The organism is Sphingopyxis sp. GW821-FHT10B01 (assembly GCF_059415685.1).
The window spans coordinates 789,478-806,426 of sequence record NZ_JBWKNS010000002.1; the positions used below are offsets into that span (position 1 = coordinate 789,478).

Annotated in this window: 16 protein-coding genes; 5 read left to right on the forward strand and 11 right to left on the reverse strand. The window is 66.8% G+C overall.

The genetic code is table 11. The features are described 5' to 3' along the window. Positions 1–15: 15 nt before the first annotated feature. From AC07NV_RS08215 to AC07NV_RS08235, 5 genes are read left to right on the forward strand one after another with little or no spacing between them, the layout of a single operon-like run. Positions 16–741, forward strand: a complete 726-nt coding sequence (locus AC07NV_RS08215) for an OmpA family protein (protein WP_495165828.1) — start codon at positions 16–18, stop codon at positions 739–741. Beyond that, complete coding sequence (locus AC07NV_RS08220; RefSeq protein ID WP_495165829.1) at positions 741–2,135, forward strand: TolC family protein; 1,395 nt, start codon at positions 741–743, stop codon at positions 2,133–2,135. The genes AC07NV_RS08215 and AC07NV_RS08220 overlap by 1 nt, the downstream gene beginning before the upstream one ends. Before the next feature lie 37 nt (positions 2,136–2,172). Next, positions 2,173–4,320: a type I secretion system permease/ATPase gene (locus AC07NV_RS08225; RefSeq protein ID WP_495165830.1), complete on the forward strand. Its 2,148-nt coding sequence runs from the start codon at positions 2,173–2,175 to the stop codon at positions 4,318–4,320. Further along, entirely contained in the window at positions 4,317–5,414 is a 1,098-nt protein-coding gene (locus AC07NV_RS08230) for a cell wall hydrolase (protein WP_495165831.1), read from the forward strand. The genes AC07NV_RS08225 and AC07NV_RS08230 overlap by 4 nt, the downstream gene beginning before the upstream one ends. Before the next feature lie 11 nt (positions 5,415–5,425). Next, a complete protein-coding gene (locus AC07NV_RS08235) occupies positions 5,426–6,676 on the forward strand; it encodes an HlyD family type I secretion periplasmic adaptor subunit (protein ID WP_495165832.1) in 1,251 nt (416 codons plus the stop codon). Here the strand turns inward: AC07NV_RS08235 and AC07NV_RS08240 are convergent. The 11 genes from AC07NV_RS08240 to AC07NV_RS08290 all read right to left on the reverse strand — a co-directional run bounded on the left by AC07NV_RS08240 (position 6,622) and on the right by AC07NV_RS08290 (position 16,880). Further along, entirely contained in the window at positions 6,622–7,704 is a 1,083-nt protein-coding gene (locus AC07NV_RS08240; RefSeq protein WP_495165833.1) for a transglutaminase-like cysteine peptidase, read from the reverse strand. The two genes, AC07NV_RS08235 and AC07NV_RS08240, sit on opposite strands and share 55 nt — an antisense overlap. A 99-nt stretch (positions 7,705–7,803) precedes the next feature. Then, positions 7,804–8,325, reverse strand: coding sequence for a bifunctional adenosylcobinamide kinase/adenosylcobinamide-phosphate guanylyltransferase (cobU, locus tag AC07NV_RS08245; protein ID WP_495165834.1), 522 nt, complete (start codon positions 8,323–8,325; stop codon positions 7,804–7,806). Beyond that, positions 8,322–9,779: a cobyric acid synthase gene (locus tag AC07NV_RS08250; protein ID WP_495165835.1), complete on the reverse strand. Its 1,458-nt coding sequence runs from the start codon at positions 9,777–9,779 to the stop codon at positions 8,322–8,324. The genes cobU and AC07NV_RS08250 overlap by 4 nt, the downstream gene beginning before the upstream one ends. After that, the gene (gene cbiB, locus AC07NV_RS08255) at positions 9,767–10,705 is read right to left on the reverse strand and encodes an adenosylcobinamide-phosphate synthase CbiB (protein WP_495165836.1); all 939 of its coding nucleotides are present in this window, start codon (positions 10,703–10,705) and stop codon (positions 9,767–9,769) included. The genes AC07NV_RS08250 and cbiB overlap by 13 nt, the downstream gene beginning before the upstream one ends. After that, on the reverse strand, positions 10,698–11,681 hold the full coding sequence (locus AC07NV_RS08260; protein WP_495165837.1) for a threonine-phosphate decarboxylase: 984 nt from the start codon (positions 11,679–11,681) through the stop codon (positions 10,698–10,700). The genes cbiB and AC07NV_RS08260 overlap by 8 nt, the downstream gene beginning before the upstream one ends. After that, positions 11,678–12,397, reverse strand: coding sequence for an adenosylcobinamide-GDP ribazoletransferase (locus tag AC07NV_RS08265; RefSeq protein WP_495165838.1), 720 nt, complete (start codon positions 12,395–12,397; stop codon positions 11,678–11,680). Before AC07NV_RS08265 ends, AC07NV_RS08260 begins: the two co-directional genes overlap by 4 nt. Next, positions 12,394–12,963: a histidine phosphatase family protein gene (locus AC07NV_RS08270; protein ID WP_495165839.1), complete on the reverse strand. Its 570-nt coding sequence runs from the start codon at positions 12,961–12,963 to the stop codon at positions 12,394–12,396. The genes AC07NV_RS08265 and AC07NV_RS08270 overlap by 4 nt, the downstream gene beginning before the upstream one ends. Continuing rightward, the gene (cobT, locus tag AC07NV_RS08275; protein ID WP_495165840.1) at positions 12,960–13,976 is read right to left on the reverse strand and encodes a nicotinate-nucleotide--dimethylbenzimidazole phosphoribosyltransferase; all 1,017 of its coding nucleotides are present in this window, start codon (positions 13,974–13,976) and stop codon (positions 12,960–12,962) included. The genes AC07NV_RS08270 and cobT overlap by 4 nt, the downstream gene beginning before the upstream one ends. Continuing rightward, positions 13,973–14,380 carry a DUF1636 domain-containing protein gene (locus tag AC07NV_RS08280; protein ID WP_495165841.1) on the reverse strand — a complete coding sequence of 136 codons (408 nt, stop codon included), beginning with the start codon at positions 14,378–14,380 and terminating at the stop codon, positions 13,973–13,975. The genes cobT and AC07NV_RS08280 overlap by 4 nt, the downstream gene beginning before the upstream one ends. Next, the gene (locus AC07NV_RS08285; protein ID WP_495165842.1) at positions 14,380–14,922 is read right to left on the reverse strand and encodes a hypothetical protein; all 543 of its coding nucleotides are present in this window, start codon (positions 14,920–14,922) and stop codon (positions 14,380–14,382) included. The genes AC07NV_RS08280 and AC07NV_RS08285 overlap by 1 nt, the downstream gene beginning before the upstream one ends. Next, a complete protein-coding gene (locus AC07NV_RS08290; protein WP_495165843.1) occupies positions 14,922–16,880 on the reverse strand; it encodes a TonB-dependent receptor plug domain-containing protein in 1,959 nt (652 codons plus the stop codon). Before AC07NV_RS08290 ends, AC07NV_RS08285 begins: the two co-directional genes overlap by 1 nt. Positions 16,881–16,949: the final 69 nt, after the last annotated feature.

Below are 16,949 nucleotides of genomic sequence, written 5' to 3' on the forward strand. Positions count from 1 at the left end.
GAGGGCGAGACGAGCATGGCACATCAACCGGGAAAATGGATGGCGGGGGCAATTGCCACGCTGGCCTTCGCCCAGCCGGGCAGCGCATTGGCGCAGACGCTCGCTGACCAGCCGATCGGCCAGGTGCGAACCGAGGTTCAAACCCGCTATGATGCGGCGCTGGCGCTGACGACGGACCGCTCGGTCGTTGCCGCCAACAGCAACGTCTATACCTGGGCTTCGGAAGCGAAGGTCCAGTGCGGCATTGCAAAGGGCTTTCTGAAGTCGAACATCAAGGACGCCGAAAGCCTGCGGCGCTGCGATTTCGCTTATGGCATGATGACGCGTGGGCCGCAGCCGGCACCCGAAGCGCCGCTCGTGCCGCCTGCCCCGCCAACGACGGAAAATTGCCCGCCGGAGGTCGCGTCGACCTTCTTCTTCGACTGGAATTCGACCGTCGCGCCTGCGGACGCGGGCCAATCGGCCGCTTTCATGGCCGAAAACCGGACGCGCTGCGGCTGGCGCAGCTTCACGGTCGTTGGTCACACCGACCGGTCGGGCTCCGACAGCTATAATGAAGGTCTGGCGCTGCGCCGTGCGCGCGTGATCGCCGACATGATGGGTGCCGCGGGCATTCCGGCCGATGCCATCGCGGTGTCGGGCATGGGCGAGCGCAAGCCGCGCGTCCAGACTGTGGACGGCCAGCGCACGCCGGAGAACCGGCGCGTTGAAGTTGAAGTGAACGGGACGGGGGGACAGTGATGAAACCGCAATATAAGCTCGCCGGCTTTGCCTCGGCCATCGCCATATCCTTGTTCGCGAGTTCGGCCTTTGCCGAACCCACCACCATGCAGAATGTCATGGCGGTCGCGATCGATTCCAATCCGCAGATCAATCAGGCGGAAATGAACAAGCAGGCGATCGAGTTCGAACTCGAGCAAGCGAAAGGCCTGTATTTGCCGCGCGTCACGCTCGAAATGTCGGCGGGCGTTCGCCGGCTCGAAAATGCGACGCGGCGCAACCTCGGTATCGCCAACGACGAGCTGTATCCGCTCGAAGCCTCGCTCCGCGCCGACCAGACGCTGATCGATTTCGGCCGGCGCCATGGCGAAAAGCTGCGTCAGGCGGCGCGCGTCGATGGCGCTGCGCTGCGCGTGCTTGAACGGTCCGAGTTCATTGCCCTGCAAACCGCGCGGCAATATCTCGATGTCCTGCTGCAGCAGCGCGTCGTCGCCGCGGCGGAAGACAATATGACCTTTCACAACAGCCTGGTGTCCGACCTGTCGAGCGGCGTCACCGCCGGCTCGATCAGCGTCGCAGATCTTCAGCAGGCGCAGGAACGCGCGAAGGCGGCCAGCGTCCGTGTGTCGGAAGCGAAGGAAGCCCTCCAGAATGCGAAAATCGAGCTGCTCGCGCTGAGCGGGCTTCAGGTCGATGACGTGCAGATGCCGCCCGCGATGGCGGAAAAGCTGCCCGTCAGCCTCAGCGAAGCCGTTGGCCTGACCCGGTCGCGGCATCCCAAGGTGCTGGAGGCACAGGCCGACGTCGATGCGTCCAATGCCGACGCCGCGAAAGCGAAAGGCGATTTCTTCCCGACCATCGGCCTCGAATTGTCGGGCCGGATCGGTGACGATATCGACGCGTTCCGCGGCGAGACGAACGACCTTTTGGGCCGCGTCGTCATGCGCTGGGATATTTTCGATGGCGGGATCAACCGCGCGAAATATCAAGAAATGGTCCGCCGTGCGAGCGAGAGCCGCTTCCGCCTGCACGAAACCGAGCGCAATGCGGAGGCCGACACCCGCCGCGCGTGGAATAGCCGCGAAACCCAGACTGCGGTGTTCCGCGACCTCGTCGACCAGAGCAAGTCGACCGACGAGTTGCTCATTTCCTATCGCGAGCAATTTTCGGTCGGCCGCCGGTCGTTGCTCGACGTTCTCGATGCGCAGAACACGCGCTTTAACGTTCAGGTCCGGGCCGAAACGGCGCGTTTCTCGGAGATGTTTGCTGTCTATCAGGTGCTGGCATCGACCAACAGCCTGCTCGAGGCTTTCAACCTGACCGCCCCCGAATCGCGCCGTGTCTATGCGCGTGAAAAAGTGGGTTATGGTCCGCCGGCACCCGCCGAACTCCAGCGTCGCCGTTACCCGCAATAATTTATTAGTGGATTGATTCTAAGTAGAAAATATCAATATGGTGCAGGATCAATCCTCCATAGCGCGTATCGGCAAAGAGGTGCCGGGCGATCCGTTGATCGCCTGCATCCTCTTTGTCGCGCAGCATTTCGGCCAGAATTTTCAGCGCGGCGCGCTGTCGGCGCTGGCGCGCGATGAAAGGGGCTTCCTCCCCTTTCATCAGGCCGAAGCCGCGCTCGACCTGTGCTTCATCAACAATGAGCAGATCCATGCGCGCAAGGTGAGGAACTTTGCCCGCGACCTGCCCGCGATCATCCGCCGCAAGGACGCGTCGTGCGCGGTGCTGATCGAAGCGCGCGATAGCCAATATCTCGTCTGGGAGCCCGGCGCCGATGCGCCGGTCTGGGCCGACGAAACCAGCGTCGAAGAGAGCTACGCGGGGCAGGCGGTCGCCGTCGCCGCCGATCCCACCGCGATCCGCGCCGAAGAACGGCCGTGGGACGAGGCCACGAAGCGCCACTGGTTCTGGAGTGAGATCCGGCGGATGCGCCGGTCCTTCTACCCGGTGCTCGGCGCGGCGCTGATGATCAATCTGCTCGGCTTTGCCCTGCCGCTGTTCACGATGAACGTGTATGATCGCGTCATCCCGAACAAGGCGGTGTCGAGCCTTTGGGTCCTCGCCGTCGGCGCGCTGCTCGCCTTTGCGGTGGAATTTGCGCTTCGCCTCGCGCGCGCCACGCTTCTCGACGATCTGGGCCGCGAACTCGACGTCAAACTGTCGGAAAAAATCTTCGCGAAGGTGCTGAACATGCCGCTGGCGGACCGCCGTGGCAGCACCGGAATGCTCGCGCGGCGCGTTTCCGAATTTGAATCGGTCCGCGATTTCTTTGCTTCGACGACGATCGTCCTTCTCGTCGACATCGTTTTCCTGTTCCTGTTTCTGATCATGATCGCCGTGCTTGCGGGTTGGCTCGCGCTCGTGCCGCTTTCGATCATCCTGGTGATGGGGGTTGCGGGCTATTTCCTGCAGCGGCGCATGGTGCAGGCCTCGCTCGACAATCAGGCCGACGCCAGCATCCAGCACGCGATGCTGGTCGAAACGATCGGCGGGGCCGAAACGGTCAAGAGCTGCGCGGCCGAGGGTCAGGTGCTGGGCCAGTGGCGCCGGATGGTCGACACCAGCGCGCGCACGCAGGCAACGATGCGCCGGACCGGGGCCGCTGCGATCAATCTTGCGACGCTGGGCCAGCAATTTTCGAGCCTCGCTCTTGTGGTGGGCGGTTTCTATCTGTTCGATGCGGGCAAGATTTCGATGGGCGCGATTATCGCCATCGTCATGCTCGCCGGCCGGTCGATGGCCCCCGTCGGACAGCTCGCCTTCCTGATGACGCGTGGGCGTCAGGCGCTGACGACGATGGCGAGCATCCAGCAGATGATCGAAGCCGACGACGAGCGCCGCATGGGAAGCAGCGCGCTGAACCTGACGATCGACAAGGGCAATGTCGCGGTGGAAGGTCTGTCCTTCACCTATCCGGGCGCGTCAGCGCCGTCGCTGTCGGACATCAATCTGAAGATCGATGCGGGCGAACGGATCGCGATTGTCGGCCGGGTCGCATCGGGCAAATCGACGCTCGGGCGTCTGCTCTGCGGCCTCTATGCACCCGAGGCCGGCAATATCTTCATCGACGGTCTCGACAGCCGCCAGCATTCGCCGATCTATTTGCGCTCGCAGTTCCGTTTTGTCGGGCAGGATGCGGTGCTGTTCAGCGGTTCGATCAAGCAGAATATGCAATTTTGCGCACCGTCGGCCACCGATGCCGAGCTCTTGGCCACGCTGCAATCGATCGGCGCAGACCGGTTCATGGGCCGCGACGAAACCGGGCTCGACCGCGGCACGGGCGAGCGTGGCGGGCAGCTGTCGGGCGGGCAGCGGGGTTTCCTCACCATCGCGCGCGCGCTCGCGTCGCCCTCGCGCCTTTTGTTCCTCGACGAACCGACGGGCGCAATGGACACGCAAAGCGAACGGCTTTTCATCAACGCGCTCGATGCCGCAGTGGCCAAGTCGCAGACCGTGGTCATCGCGACCCACCGCGAGGCGATCCTGCAGATGTGCGACCGCATCATCGTGATCGACGGCGGGCGGATCATCGCCGACGGCCCGCGCGCCGAAGTGCTCGCGCGATCGACGAAGGAACCGACATCATGATCCCAGAGCTCAACATCGGGCGCGACGGCGCCGCCGCGACCGACGCGCCGTGGATTGATGCGGAAACGCTTCGGCCGGGCGCGTCGAAGAGCCTGAAGATCGTCTTGCTGGCCTTCGCGCTGGTGGCCGCGGCGATCCTGTTTGCGTCGACCAACGACCGGCTTTCGCGCGGTTTCGAGAATTGGGTCGCCGGCTGGACCGCCGATCCGGTGGTGACGGCAAAAGCCGCCAAACAAAAGGCGATCGCAAAGCTGATCACCGAAACCGAAACCGACTCGATCGTCCCGACGGCCGAGGGCGCCGATGCGGTTGCGCGCAACGCGTTGCTTCCGGTTTCGGCCCTGCCGGTCGAGGCGGCGCGGCCATTCATCATGCCGACGCTGACGGTGGCGCAGGCGACGAACGCGCAGCGCTGCCTGACGCAGGCCATTTATTACGAGGCGGCGACCGAGTCCGACGCCGGCAAGGCCGCGGTCGCGCAGGTCATCCTCAACCGGATGCGCCACCCCGCCTATCCCAATACCGTGTGCGGCGTGATCTATCAGGGCAGCTCGCGCCCCGGCTGCCAGTTCAGCTTTGCGTGCGACGGCGCGATGAGCCGTCCGCCCGTACCCGCCCTGTGGCGCCGCTCGGCCGAGATCGCCCGCGCGGCGCTGAGCGGCCATGTCGAAACCAGCGTCGGCATGGCAACGCACTATCATGCCGATTATGTCCTGCCGCGCTGGGCGCCGAAGCTGACCAAAATCGAGCAGATCGGGGCGCATATTTTCTATCGCTGGCCGGGCAATTGGGGGAAGCCGCGGGCTTTCTCCGACGCTTATGCCGGCGCCGAATGGATCCCGGCGTTCAGCCAGCTCTATCATGGTAGCGCGGCAACCGAGGGTCTTCCGGGCGAAATCGTGGCGACCGATGCGGTGGCTCCGGTTCGCGATCCGACCGACCGCCGCACCGATACCGACGTCGGCGGCCGGGTCGATGTGACCAAAGGCTGGGTTCCGAATATTCCCGATCCCACCCAGAGCAAATCGCGGTTCGACAGCCTGACGAGCCAGCAGGGCGTACAGCCTGCGCTCGACGCGGCGGCCGGTAAATAGAGGCGCATGTCATGTTGAAATTCTGGCAGCGTTTGCGCGGTAGCGAACAGATCATGGTCGCCGCCGCCGCCGGTTTTGTCCTGTTCCTGTCGTGGGCGAGCATCGCGCGTGTCGACGAAGTGACGCGCGGGCAGGGCCGTGTCATCCCCTCGTCAAAGGTCCAGATCATCCAGTCGGCCGAACCTTCGACGATCCGCGAAATCCTCGTCCGCTCGGGGCAGACGGTGAAGAAGGGCCAGTTGCTGGTCCGCCTCGACAACACATCGTCGCAGTCCGAACTCGGCCAGCTCGAAACCGAGAATGCGCGGCTGGGGCAGCGCGCCGCGCGCCTTGCCAGCGAAGGCGGCGGGGCCGGATGCACCGGCGAAAGCTGCGGCGACGAAATGCGGTTGGCGCAGGTGCGGCGTTCGTCGCTGCAAAGCCAGCTCGCCGCGCTCTCCGCCGGGGTCGAGCAACGCCGCCGCGATATGGGCGAAGCGCAGGCCACCGCCTCGTCGCTCGAGAGCAGCCTGCGTCTCGCACGCCAACAGGTCACGATGCTCGAACCGCTTGCGGCCAAAGGCGTCGTTCCGCAGACCGAACTGCTGACGGCGCAGCGCGAAGTGGTCGATATCCAGGGCCGCCTCGCCGCCGCGCGCCAGGCGATTTCGCGCTCGCAGGCGGCGGTTCAGGAGGCGGGCGCCGAAGTGTCGCGCGCGCGCTTCGACTTCCAGCAGGAGGCGCTCAACGAGCGCAGCCAGCTGACGACCAAGATGGCGGTCAATCAGGAAACGATCCGCGGCGCCGAAGGGCGGCTCGCGCGATCCGAAATTCGTTCGCCGACGCGCGGGGTCATCAACGACCTGCTCGTCAACACCGTCGGCGGCTATGTGAATGCGGGCGAAAAGATCATGCAGGTCGTGCCGTTGGGCGACAAATTGCTGATCGAAACGCGCGTGACGCCGCGCGATATCGCCTTCATCAAGGTCGGCGACCCCGCCAACGTCAAGGTGACGGCCTATGATTTCTCGATCTACGGCGGGCTGAAGGGCCGGGTCGTGCGCGTCTCCGCCGACAGCATCTATGACGAGGTCGAGCGGCAGGCCTATTTCACCGTCGTGGTCGAGACGAGCAATAGCTATCTGGTGTCGAACGGCCGCCGCCTGCCGATCACCCCGGGCATGCTGTGCGACGTCGAAATCGTGACCGGGAAGAAATCGGTGTTGAGTTACCTGCTCAAGCCGGTCTTGAAGGTCAGCGGATCGGCACTCACCGAACGCTGATTGTTCAGCGCCAGCGTATAGCTTTTCTGCGATGCCGGAAGCGCGACGAGGTTCGGTGACGGCTGCGTGCCGCGATAGGCATGCACCCAGCGCTGGTTTCCGCTGAACGACAGGACGGGGCGCACTGCATTGGCCTGACTGCCATCGTAAAGGCGGTCGGTCACATTATCGAGCACGAGCTTCCCTGCATCGGTCTGGACAAGCAGGAACGCATGATCGGCATTCGCCGCAAGGTCGCGGAGAAGAACCAGCTTCATCCGGTCGGGATCGACCCCGGCGGCGCGCAGCATCTGCATTTTCAGGATCGCGAAATCCTCGCAATCGCCGCTGCCGCGCGCGATCGTCTGTTCGGCGGTCGCCCAGAAATCGCGCTGACGATAGTTGCGGTCGTCGTTCACATAGGCGATCTCGCGGTTCACCCACTGATTGACCCGCGCCAGCAGTTCCTTTTCGCCAAGACCCGGCGACGCATGGGCGCGGCGCAGCTTGCCCTGCATCAGCGCGGCGGGTGCGGCGCGGCGGACATGATCCCAGCGATCGTCGAAACGCGTCCGCTTGACCGGGATCGCCCGCGTGCCGAGTTCGGCCGCCGGATCATCGTCCGCGCCGGTTTCGGGGGCGGGGCCAAAGATCGATTGCGCATTGCAGTTGGCGATGCCGGGCAGCGCGAAGGAAACCGGCGCGCGGCTCGCGGGCTCGAGCGTCATGCGCGCCGGAAATGTGCCCAGGCCGGCGGTGGTCAACACGGGAGCGTTAGGGGCCGCGGCCGACCCGCCCTGCTGATCCGACCGGATGCGGTCGAGCGCACTCGGCGCGCCGCCCAATATGGCGCGCGATATGTCCATCGGTGCTGGCGAAGCAGAGCTTGAGGCGACCGGACACATCGCCTTGCTGCCCGGCAACGCCTTCGCGTTGAGCAGCTTGGACGAGGCATGGGCGGCCGACGGCGCCAGCGCCATAGCGGCAATCGCGATGGAAACAGGAAACCACCGCGACTCGCCAGCGACAAGATGGGCATATGTTCTCATGCTCCCGCATTTGCCGGGGCGGGATGAGGATAAGCTTCATGGCGATAGTAAACGCCCTATTCAGCATAATGCCGGAAAATGGGCGTTTGCGCGGTGGCGCTAGCTGCGCGGCTTGAGGGTGAGCGGGAGGCCTGCGGTCAACAGGACGACTTCGTCGGCCGCTGCTGCGACCGATTGATTGAGCTGTCCGGCGGCATCGCGAAACTGCCGCGCCAGCGCATTGTCGGGCACGATGCCCAGCCCGACTTCGTTGGCGACGAGGATCAGCGCCCCTTCGAAGCGGGCGATCGCAGCGCATAATTCGCGCCCTGCGCGCGGAATATCGGCGTCGGCGAGGAGCAGGTTCGACACCCACAGCGTGAGGCAGTCGACCAGCACGACCGCTTGGGGATCGTTCCATGCGTCGATCGCGGCGGGCAGGTCGCGCGGTGCTTCGACGGTGCGCCAGCGCGCATCGCGGTCGGCGCGGTGGCGCGCGATGCGCTCCTGCGTCTCGTCGTCGAAGGCTTCCGCCGTCGCGACGAACACCGGATCGCCTGCCATCGCTTCGGCGCGGCTCTGCGCATAGCGGCTCTTGCCCGATCGCGCGCCGCCCAGCACGAAGAGCGACGATCCGGTCACGCGCCGTCCCGCGCGAGCCGAAGCAGGCCGTCGATATCGGCATGGGCCGACAGGTCGGCGGCAATCTCGTCGAGCGCCGCATCGACATCGGCGCGATAGTCGCGGCCGCTGCCCGCGAGGCCGACGCGCTCGAGCAGCGCACGGCGCAGGTCGGCCGAAGCGAACAGGCCGTGCAGATAGGAGCCGATCACATGGCCGTCGCGGCCGATCGCGCCGTCATTTGCACCGCCGTCCAGCACCGCGAAGGGCTGTGCGGCACCCGGACCGCGGGTTTCGCCCATATGCATCTCATATCCCTCGATTCCGGCGCCCAGCGCCTCACCGCGCACCCGGCGCAATGTCTTGGCGGGCGAGAGCGTCGTCTCGACGTCGAGCAGGCCCAGCCCGTCGACCGCGTCCGGCGCCCCCTCAATCCCGAGCGGATCTGCGATCCGGCGGCCGAGCATCTGGTATCCGCCGCAAAGCCCGATGATCAGTCCCCCGCGCCGGTGATGCGCCTTGATATCGATATCCCATCCCTCGGCGCGCAGCGCCGCGAGGTCGGCGATCGTCGCCTTGGAGCCAGGCAGGACGATCATCGCTGCTTCGGCGGGGATCGGCCGCCCCGGCGGCACCATGACGATCTCAACCCCGGATTCGAGCTTGAGCGGGTCGAGATCGTCGAAATTCGAGATGCGCGGCAGGATCGGACAAGCGACCAGCTTGCGGCCCTCGCGCGGGTCGGCCGGGCGCTCGAGGATCACCGCATCCTCGCTCGGCAGGCGCGCCGCCGCCGCCAGCCACGGAATGACGCCGAAGCCCGGCCAGCCGCTGCGCCGCTCGATCTCGCGATAGCCATCCTCGAACAGCGCCGGATCGCCGCGGAACTTGTTGATCAGGAAACCGCGGATCATCGCAGCGTCTTCGGGGTCGATCACCGCGCGCGTCCCGACGACCGACGCGATCACGCCGCCGCGGTCGATATCGCCGATCAATACGACCGGGACGCCCGCGGCGCGCGCGAAGCCCATATTGGCGATGTCGCCTGCGCGGAGGTTGATTTCGGCGGGCGATCCGGCGCCCTCGACGACGACAAGGTCGCAATCCGCGCGCAGCCGGTCATAGCTTTCGAACACTTCGCGCAGCAGCGCGCCGCGCGCTTCGCGAAAATTGCCGCTGCCCAGCGTCCCGCGCACCCGGCCGTGGACGATCAGTTGCGATGTGCGGTCGGCCTGCGGCTTCAGCAGCACCGGGTTCATGTCGCTGTGCGGTTCGACGCGGCATGCGATCGCCTGTAACGCCTGCGCGCGCCCGATCTCGCCGCCGTCGATCGTGACCGCGGCATTGTTCGACATATTCTGCGGCTTGAACGGCCGGACACGAAGGCCGCGATTGGCGAAGGCACGGCACAGACCTGCAACAAGCACCGACTTGCCGACGTCGGAGCCGGTGCCCTGCAGCATCAGCGCAGCCATGAGACGGCTCCCGCGATCAGCCACAGCAGCAGGCAGGTGCGAACATAGACGGCGAGCGCGCGGTCGATATCGTCCCCGCCCGCATCGCTGTCGCCCTCGCCGATCCATGGTTTGTCGTACATGGCGCCGTCATAGGCGATCGGCCCCGCCAGTCGAAGCCCCAGCGCCCCCGCCATGGCCGCCTCGGGCCAGCCGGCGTTGGGCGACGCATGGTTGCCCGCATCGCGCCACAGGATGCGCCATCCGCCGCCGCCTGCAAGACAGAGGAGCAGGCCCGAAAGCCTTGCGGGGACCAGATTGGCGAGGTCGTCGAGGCGCGCCGCGGCCCAGCCGAAGGCGCACCAGCGTTCCTCGCGGTGCCCGATCAGGCTGTCGGCGGTGTTGATCGCCTTATAGGCCCAGATGCCGGGAAGGCCGAAGACGAGCAGCCAGAAGAGCGGCGCGGCGACTCCGTCGCAAAAGCTTTCGGCGAGGCTTTCGATCGCGGCCCGTGCAACGCCGGCCTCGTCCAGCGTCGCGGTATCGCGGCCGACGATCATGCCGACGGCGGCGCGCGCGCCGGGCAGGTCGCCGCCGTCGAGCGTGTCGGCGACCGCGCGAACATGGTCGAACAGGCTGCGCTGCGCGAGCGCGGGCCAGGCGAGGATGGCGACCGCCACCCAGCCCCACGCACCGAGCGACGCGATCAGCATGTGCTGGAGCACCCAGGCGGGCCCCACCGCGACAAGCAGCAGGAGAAGGAGCGTGAGCACACCGAGCGCGCGCCGTGCGGCGAAGCCATGGTCGCGGCGATTCCAGCGCATCTCACACCGGTCGATCAGGCGCGCGAACAGGCCGACGGGGTGGCCGATGCGGCGATAGAGAGCGCGCGGCCAGCCAAAAGCGGCGTCGAGCGCGAGCGCGGTGAGCGCGACGGGTTCAGCCATCGGTCAGAGCCGCGTCCAGCCGTGCGAGCGCGCCGGTATCGGCGGGTAGGCCGAGGCGCAGCCAGCGCGGCTGATCGGCGAAGGGACGCGTCAGGATCGCGCGCCCCGCGAGCCTTTCGAACAACGCGTGCGCATCGTCGACCTCGATCAGGCGAAAAAGCGGACAGGCGCCCGTCGGCCGATGGCCCCGGCGCACCAGCATCGCGTCGAGCGTCGCGGCCTCGACCGGCAGGTCGCGGCGCATTCCCGCAATCCAGTCGGCATCGGCATAGGCGGCGGTGCCGATGGCGATTGCCGCGGCTGACAAGGGCCAGGCGCCAAGCCGCTCGCGCAATGCCGCAACGATGCCATGCGGCGCGACAACAAAGCCGAGCCGCACGCCCGCGAGGCCGAAGAATTTGCCGAAGGACCGGAAGACGATCAGCCGCCGATCATCGTCGACCGACGCCGCGATGCTGTGCGCCGGATCGACATCGGCAAAAGCTTCGTCGACCAGCAACCAGCCGCCGGGACCGCGACCGTCGAGTAGCGCCCGCATCGTCTCGCCGTCCATCAGCCGGCCGTCGGGATTGTTCGGATTGGCGATGATCAGCGTGCCGTCCGGATTCAGCGCCTCGGACCAGCCGGTGGCCATGCTGTCGGCGATCATCTCGCCATGGGTCCGGTAACCGGGCGCGATGTGGCGCGCCGGGCCGCCGATCAGCCCGCCGACAAGACGGAGGCCGATCTCGGTCCCCGGCACCGGGCAGACGTGGCGGGGGTCGACGCCGAAAAAGGAAGCGGCAGCGGCTTCGAGCCGTGTCAGCGCCTCGGGTTCCGGCAACCGCTGCCAGTCGAACGCCATGTCGGCTGCGCCGGGCCATATGTGGGGATTGATCCCCGTCGACAGGTCGATCCAGTCATACCCCTCGTTCGTGCCGAAATGGCGTTTCGCGGCCTCGATCCCACCGCCGTGCCAGGTCCAGCGACCGCTCACGGGCAATGCGCGAGCAGCAATGCGGCAGCGAGCAGAAAGCTTTCGCTGACTTCAATCCCCGCGCCATGCCCGTCGCCCGAGATGCCGCCGATCTTGCGCATCAGCCACCAGCCCCAAAGGAGGAAGATGAGCGGCGTGGCAAGCAACGAGGGCGACGCCCACGCCGCCGCCAACAGCAACACGGCCCAGATGACGAAATCGATCGGCCGCACGGCATTGCGGAAGCGCGAGCCGAGCCCCGCGTGCAAATCGGGCAGCGCGCGCGACCAGACCAGCGGGCCGATCCGCGCGGCAAAGGGGACGAGCGCGATGGCGACAAAGGCGCCGCGGTCCAGCAAGGCGTGGAGCAGCACCAGCTTGGCGATCAGCTGCAGCCCGATCGTCACGACAGCGAAACTGCCGACATGCGGGTCGCCGAGCACGGCGATCAGCCGCTCGCGGTCCTTGTGCGCGGCGCCGCTTGCGTCGGCGATATCGCCAAGCCCGTCGAGATGCAGCGCGCCGGTAACCGCGACCCAGATCAGGAGCGCGCACAGGGCACCCGTCCACGGATCGATCCGGGCGCCCGCCCAGCCCGCGCCCGCGACGAGCGCGCCGACAATCAGGCCGACCGCGGGAAACCAGCGCATCGACGCCGCGAACTCGTCGCTTGATACGGCGACGCGCGGGGTGGGCAGGCGCGTCAGGAACTGGATCGCGACGATCAGCCCCTTCATGGATACAGCCCGGCAATCTGCGCGCTAGCCGGTTCGCCCGGCCAGACGCGCAGCGAGAGCAGCGAAGCGTAAGGAAGCTCGAACGCCCAGAGCTGGCGCTGGTCGAAACCGCAGAGGATATGGAGCGCGGCGCGCATGGCGCCGCCATGGGTAACGATCAGCGTCGGGGTCGGGTCAAGGTCGGCGATCGCCGCCGACACACGCGCCACCAGCGCCGACCAGCGTTCGCCGCCGGGGGGCGGGTTGGCATCGGGATCGTTCCAGAAGCCGCCGAGCGCGCCCGGATCGACCCTGCTCGCCGCCTTGCCGTCCCAGTCGCCGAAATCGAGTTCGCGCCAGCGCGGATCGATGGTCGGCGTGACGCCCGCGGCCTTGCCGATCGCTTCGCCGGCATCGCGGCTGCGCCGAAGATCCGAAGCGACAAGCTTTTCGATGCCGAGATCTTCCGCTTGCGCCACGCACGCGGCGATGCCTTCCGCGGTCGGTGCGCCATCGGTGCGGCCCATCAGCAATCCCGGCGTTTCGGGTGCGCCGTGGCGCAGCAGATGGAGCGCAAAGCCGGTCACAGCGATGCCGAAACCTGCGCCTCGGCAAAGGTCGCCATCTTGTCGTGCGCGGCGAGCGCGCTGCGGATGATATTCGCGGCGACCGCCGCACCGCTGCCTTCGCCGAGCCGCATGTCCAGCTTCAGCAGCGGATGGAGGCCAAGCAGGTCGAGCAGGCGCTTGTGCCCCGGTTCGGCCGAGCAATGGCCCGCGATGCAATGCGCGGTTATCGCGGAATTGTCGGCCGCGAGCGGGGCGATTGCCGACGTGCAGATGAAACCGTCGAGCAGCACCGGCACACCGAGCTGGCGCGCGCGCACGATTGCACCGGCGATCGCGGCAATTTCGCGCCCGCCGACACGGCGCAGCGTCTCGAACGCCGAGCGCGGCGCGTCGGCGTGGAAGGCCATGGCCCGATCGACGACCTGCAGCTTGCGCGCGACGCCATGGCCGTCGATTCCGGTGCCGGGGCCGACCCATTCCGCCGCATTGCCGCCAAGGCTGCGGGCACAGAGCGCGGCCGCCGCCGTCGAATTACCGATCCCCATTTCGCCAACTATGATCAGGTCGAGATCGGCCTCGACGGCGGCAGCGCCGCGATTCAGCGCATCGAGGCATTCGTCCTCGGTCATCGCGGCGGCGACGGTGAAATCGGCGGTCGGCCGGTCGAGGTCGAGCGCGATGACCGTGAGTTCAAGCCCCGCTGCGCCCGAGAGCGCGTTGATCGCGGCGCCGCCGTTCGCGAAATTGGCGACCATCTGGGCGGTGACGCTGGCCGGGAAGGCGCTGACCCCGTGGACGGTGACGCCATGATTGCCGGCGAAGATGGCGGCGCGTGCGCGGTCGATCCGCGGCCGCGCACGGCGCTGCCAGCCGGCAAAGAATATCGCAAGCTCTTCCAGCCGCCCGAGCGATCCCGCGGGTTTGGTCAGTTCGGCTTGCCGAACCCGTGCGTCCGCCTCGGCATCGGGGTCGGGCTCGCGCAGGTTGGCGAGCGCGGCCTCGAAGGCGTCAAGCGACGGAAAACTGGTCATTCGGCGATAAATCCTGGCGGCGGGGTGCGGGTGATGAAATGGCCTTTGACGCCTTCGGGCCAAAGAGAAAAGGGGACGCGGCCATGTTCGCTCGCGGCATAGTGGACTGCATAGTCGAGGATGGCACGTGCCGAATCGTCGTTGCCCTGAAACCGGCCCATGACATAGCCGACCTTGTCGGGCGCGCGCAGGTGGACGGTGCAAAAATCCTGGCACGCGAACAGGCACGCCATTTCCTGCACCGCGATGCCGGCGTAGCGTGGTTCGTCTTCCTTGAGGCGCCGCAGCGCCGCGACGAGCCGCGCGCCGCCGCGCACGCCGCCGGCGTCGTCCCGGGACTCGCGGCTGTGGCGGCACGTGTTGCACACCACCACCGCGGGCCCCGGGTCGACGCGCGTCAGCATTATGCGGCTATCGGCTGCGGCGGGGCGGGAACACCCACCGCGACGAGCGCGCGATAGAGGGCATAGAGCCCGATCAGGATCGCGCCGTTGCGGACAAATTGCTCGGCGAGCAGGTCGGGCGCCATCGCGGTGTGCAGCCCGCCGAGAACCAGCGCCCATGCGAGGATGATGCCCTTGAACGCGGTAAAGCCCGCCGCATAAGCGAGGCTCAGCCGCGCCGCGACCGAGCGATAGTTCAGCGCGCTCAGCACCGCATAGCTGGCGAGCACCGAGCCCACCGCTGCGGTGCAGAGCCCGGCACCCCATGCCAGCGTGCTTCCGTCGCGCGGATAGCCGAGCAGGAAGAAACCGACGAACTGGCTCGCCGCCCACGCGAGCAGCATCAGCAGGATGCCGCCCCGGCGGCGCATATGCACCGCCGCAAGCGCCGCGAGCGCCGGAAAGGGCGTCGCGCAGGCGAGCGCGAGCGTCGTCGCGGTGCTCGCGGCGGTCAGCAGCGAGACCCAGAGCGCCGACGCGCCGCGCTGCGACAGCGCCGCCATCAGAAGCGCCCCCGGATGCCGGCGTAGATGCTGCGGCCGAGCGACCCATAGCGGAAGGCGGTCATATATTGCTCGTCGAAGACATTTTCGGCGCGGGCGAACAGCTTCACATTGTCCGCCAGCGCATATTCGGCGCGCAGGTCGACGAGCGTATAATCGTCGAGCCGCTGGGCGTTGCTCGCATTGTCGTAGCTTTTGCCCGACCAGCGCACCGCCGCGCCGAGTTCGAGCCCGAAATCGAAGCCGTAGCTCGCCGACGCATTGGCGGTCTGACGCGGACGGCGCGGCAGCCATTTGCCGAAATTAGCGGTGCCGGGCGAGCGATCCTCGGCGACGATCCAGCTGTAATTGCCGTCGAGCTTCAGTCCGCCGAGGGTCAGCGCGGCTGCGGCTTCGATGCCATGCGCTTCGCTGCGCGAAACGTTCGAATAATAGCCGAAGCGCCGCGTCGTCGGATTGCCCGGCACGAAGCACATCGGGTTGGTCGTCGTCGACGAACAGCTGTTATAGATGATCTGGTTCGTCGTCTTGCGGTCGAACCAGGTCGCGCCGACGACCAGCCTGGAATCGAACAGATGCTGTTCGATGCCGGCTTCCCAGCCATGCGCTGCCTCGGGATCGAGCGCGACATTCCCATATTCGCTGAACAGCTGATACAGCGACGGCGCCTTGAAGCCTTCGCCATAGCTCGCGCGCAGGACGGTCCCGGTGGAGAGCCGCCACACGCCGCCTGCGGCGAACAAAGTCTGGCCGCCGTAGCGATCGTGATCGTCGTAACGAACGCCGCCATTGAGCGTCAACCCGTCGACCGGTTCGACGCTGAGCTGGCCATAAACGCTCGTCAGCTCGGCCTTGCCGCGTGCAAAAGCCGGAACCGGCGTTGCAAGCGACGCCGCGGGCGAGCGGCTGCGGAAATCCGAACGCTCATTCTCGACCCCGAAGATCGCGGTGATGCGGTCGGAGATGTCGAAGCTGCCCTGATATTCCCAGCGTTTGTTCTTGCCGTCGGCCTCGAAGCTCTGCGGCCGCGCGCGGTCGGGGTTGAAATTGTCGCGGTTGGTGTCGGTATAGGCAAAAGCGACGCGGTTGCGGAAGCGTCCGCCGACGAGGTCGACATTCAGCCCCGCATAGCCGACGAACTCCTTGTTCTGCCCGTAATCATTGCTGTCGACGTTGAAGCCGTCGAATTCGACGCGGCCGCTCGAATAATAGCCGCGCACGTCGACGCTGACATTGTCGGCCAGCGCCAGTTCGGCGCGACCCGAAACGCTCTGGTTGCGATAGCCGTCGCGCTCGACCCCGCCGAACGCCCTGGCGTGCGACGAGACGCCGTCGGTGGTGAAACGCTGACCGCCGATGCGCCAGCTCAACGGACCGGTGCGGCCGCCGATCGCGGCGCGCGCATTCACCGTTTCGCGCGATCCGGCTTCAAGATCGAAGCTGCCTTCGATCGATTTTTCGGGCGACGCGGTCACAACATTGACCACCCCGCCGATCGCCTGGCTGCCCCACAGGATCGACTGCGGCCCGCGCAGCACTTCGATCCGCGAAATGTCGCCGGCGAGCAAATTGGTGAAATTGAAGCCGCCGCCGGTCGACGAGGGATCGTTGAGCTTCACCCCGTCGATCACGACAACGGTATGATCGGACTCGGCGCCGCGGATGCGGAGCGATGTCGACGTGCCATAGCCGCCGTTGCGCGAAATGCTGATGCCCGGTGTGCGGAGCAGAAGCTCGGTGACGCCGATATCCTGCGCGCGGTCGATCGCGTCCTTGTCGAGCACGGCGATCGAGGCGGGCACTTCGTCGAGCGTCAGCGGCGCGCGCGTCGCGGTGACGATGATGCTGTCGCCATCGGCGGCGACGGCATGCGCGGTGGACGCCTCGTCGGCGGACGCCGCGGAGGATGCCGCCACGGCGGCAAGGCAGATCGAACTTCGGAAAACAAACTTGAACATTGGATACCCCATCGACAATGCCGCCCACGCGCGCGGAATCGATGCGGTTGTCCGTTGGGGACGCACGAC